5 protein-coding genes are annotated in these 3244 nt (G+C 31.4%); all 5 read left to right on the forward strand.

Going from position 1 to position 3244, the window contains the following annotated elements:
- Nucleotides 1-97 precede the first annotated feature (97 nt).
- Nucleotides 98-859 (forward strand): helix-turn-helix transcriptional regulator, encoded by a 762-nt coding sequence (locus HM985_RS16890; RefSeq protein WP_173589743.1) that lies wholly within the window; start codon nucleotides 98-100, stop codon nucleotides 857-859.
- A gap of 5 nt (nucleotides 860-864) precedes the next feature.
- Complete coding sequence (locus HM985_RS16895) at nucleotides 865-1326, forward strand: GyrI-like domain-containing protein (protein WP_179336298.1); 462 nt, start codon at nucleotides 865-867, stop codon at nucleotides 1324-1326.
- Between the two features lie 7 nt (nucleotides 1327-1333).
- Nucleotides 1334-1768, forward strand: coding sequence for a DUF1801 domain-containing protein (locus HM985_RS16900; RefSeq protein ID WP_217363330.1), 435 nt, complete (start codon nucleotides 1334-1336; stop codon nucleotides 1766-1768).
- 233 nt (nucleotides 1769-2001) lie between these two features.
- Nucleotides 2002-2229: a hypothetical protein gene (locus HM985_RS16905; protein WP_179377388.1), complete on the forward strand. Its 228-nt coding sequence runs from the start codon at nucleotides 2002-2004 to the stop codon at nucleotides 2227-2229.
- Nucleotides 2230-2537: 308 nt separating this feature from the next.
- On the forward strand, nucleotides 2538-3032 hold the full coding sequence (locus HM985_RS16910; RefSeq protein ID WP_179377389.1) for a hypothetical protein: 495 nt from the start codon (nucleotides 2538-2540) through the stop codon (nucleotides 3030-3032).
- Nucleotides 3033-3244: the final 212 nt, after the last annotated feature.

Genomic DNA, 3244 nt, shown 5'->3' on the forward strand with positions numbered 1-3244 from the left:
GGAATATTCTATCTGTGATTTATTTGCTAAATTAGTTGCTTAACCACGCAACTAACCATACACAACAACGTTGGCAACAAGCTAAAAACCAATCTTAATGGACAAAGAAAAACCGAGACTTGCAAGATTGACAGCAATTTTGACTCAATTACAATCGAAACGAATTGTAACTGCAAAAGACATTGCCGAAAAACATAATGTAAGTATCAGAACGGTTTATCGAGACATCCGAACACTTGAAAAATCGGGAATTCCAATTGTAACGGAAGAAGGAAAAGGCTATTCAGTAATGGAAGGTTATAAAATTCCACCTGTAATGTTTACTCAAGATGAGGCGAATGCTCTTATAACGGCTGAACAATTGATTAGCAAAAACAAAGACCAATCTTTGACCGAACAATATGAAAGTGCAATAAACAAAATCAAATCTGTTTTAAAATACAACCAAAAAGAAAAAACAGAATTATTGACAAACAGAATTCAAGTTCGCAACAATCGGGAAAATGAAAAAACAAGTAATTACCTCATAAAACTTCAATCTACTATTTCAAATTATCAAGTGGTAAAAATGGATTATCTGTCATTGGCAGATAATAAAAGTCAAAGAGAAATAGAACCATTTGCACTTTACACGACACAAGAAAATTGGGTGCTTATTGCTTTTTGCAGAGAAAAAAAGGACTTCAGAGCCTTTAGACTTGACTGCATCCAAAAATTAGAAATCTTGGAGAAGAATTTTAAACCTCATAAAATGACGTTGCAAGGATATCTTGAAAATTGTAGCTCAAAATATAAAAACACCCCTGACACACCTTTGTCACAAGGTCAATCTAAATTTGCATTAAATCAAAAAATATAAATAAGATGCAAATAGTAAAAATTGAACCTTTTAAAATTATCGGAATTTCGATAAGAACAACAAATGAAAACGGACAAGCTTCTCAAGAAATTGCCGATTTATGGCAACGATTTATGTCCGAAAACGTAATTTCTAAAATTCCGAACAAAATAGACAATTCCGTTTATTCATTATACACGGAATACGAAAGCGACCACACAAAACCTTACACAGCAATTCTTGGCTGTAAAGTTGAAAATTTAGATGGTGTGCCAAATGGAATGGTTGGAAAATCATTTAATGGAGGAACTTATTCCAAAACGACATCAAAAGGAGATTTAATGCAAGGTTTGGTCGTAAACCAATGGTCGAAAATATTTGAAATGGAATTGGACAGAACCTATGATGCCGACTTTGAAATTTTTGGAGAAAAGGCTCAAAATCCAACAGATGCAGAAGTCGAGTTTTATGTAGGCATTAAAGGCTAACAAAAATATGCGAATAAAAAAGTTTGAAATAAAAACAGACGAAAGAGTAAATGAGGTTTTTGCAAATTATCCCGACTTTGTTCGGGATAAAATGCAATTCCTACGTGAATTGGTAATTGAAACAGCGGAAGAAACCGAAGGAATTACCAGATTGGAAGAAACTCTAAAATGGGGAGAACCGAGTTTTGTAACTAAAAACGGTAGTACATTGCGAATGGATTGGAAAGAAAAATCACCAGACCAATACGCTATGTATTTTCAATGTACAAGCAGATTAGTAAATACGTTTAGATTGGTTTTTGACCACAAATTTGAATATGAGGGAAAACGAGCAATTGTGTTTAAATTAAACCAAAAAGTTCCAGAAATGGAATTAAAAGAATGTATAAAAGCTTCTTTGACTTATCACAACGTGAAGGAATTAATTACGTTAGGAATTTGAGAAATTAAATACGAATGAACAAAAGCCAGTTGCCAACACCGTATATAATTTATTGCTGGCTTCTTGCCTACTTGCGAAAGTCCTCGCGGACTTTCTTTGTCCGTAATTATTTACTAAATTAGTTGCTTGAAACACGCAACAAACCATATACAACAACGTTGTGTGTAATGTTAAAACAACGTTAGTTCTAAAAAAAATGAGTACATTATAGTTTAATTTTATTATATTTGATTATGGCAAAAAATATAGAAAGAATAAATAAACGAGTTATTACATTTAAGCATTCGGATTCATCTCTGACCAGTCCTCGTGTAAGCATAATTCTAAGTAATCCTTCTGATTCAGCCAAATTAGCAAAAGCAGTAAGAACACTTAGACATAAAAAACCTGCTCATTTTAAGGTTTCTAGAGAAACAGGTGTGAAAATCGAAAAAGCGAAAACAGAACTTCAAAAAGCATAACTTAAGTGAGTATTGCTTTATCTACATTGGTATTGTTTTTTTTATTAATACCAGGTATAGTTTTTAGACGCTTTTATTATTCTGAGGAATTTTCTAGAGAATATTTTAAAGAAACTTTTTTTGGAGTTTTTATATCTACAATAATACCTAGTCTACTTTTTCATTTCGTTTGGTATTTTTCTGTAAAACTTTTTTGTCAACAAGTTAACTTATACATTTTAGGAGATATAGTTTCCCAACAACCTTCACAATCATCTTTTCAAAACATACAAGATAATTCCTTTAAAATTCTTTTCTATAATCTGACAATGTTCATAGCTTCAGGATTTTCTGGTTATTGGTCAAAGAAACTTGTCAGAAAATATAAATTAGATAGAAGTTTTAAATTTTTTAGATTCCAAAATTCTTGGCATTATATTTTAAAAGGAGAATTTTTTGACTTTCCTAGAGCTGATATTTCTTTAGATAGAGATACTGTTGAAGATATTGAATTCGTTTTCGTTGATGCTATACTTGAAATCAACGGAGAATCTTATTTGTATGATGGAATCTTAGTCGATTACGAACTAAGTAACACTGGAAGTGGATTAGAAACAATTAGCTTAACTAATGCACAAAGAAGAAAAATTTCTGATGATAGTAAAATATCAAAAAAGGGAAAGAAAAAAGATAACTCAAAAAAATACTATCCAATATCTGGACATATTTTAGTTCTTAAGTACAATGAGACCAGAAACCTGAATTTCACTTACTTCACTTTAGAATATGATAATGGGAATTTCACACCGAGATTGGTTGAATAAAAACACTACACACAACACCGTGTATAATTAATTGCTGCATTGAGCTTACTTGCGAATATTCCTGCGGAATATTCACGGGTTCGTAAAAGTTTACTAATTTAGTTGCTTAACCACGCAACTAACCATACACAAAACCGTTGGCAGTAATTTAAAACAAAATCATTCTAATTTAAAAAATGAAATTTATCAAATTTGCAATGCTCCTTTTGACT

This window comes from Winogradskyella wichelsiae, from assembly GCF_013403925.1.
Taxonomy (GTDB): Bacteria; Bacteroidota; Bacteroidia; order Flavobacteriales; family Flavobacteriaceae; genus Winogradskyella; species Winogradskyella wichelsiae.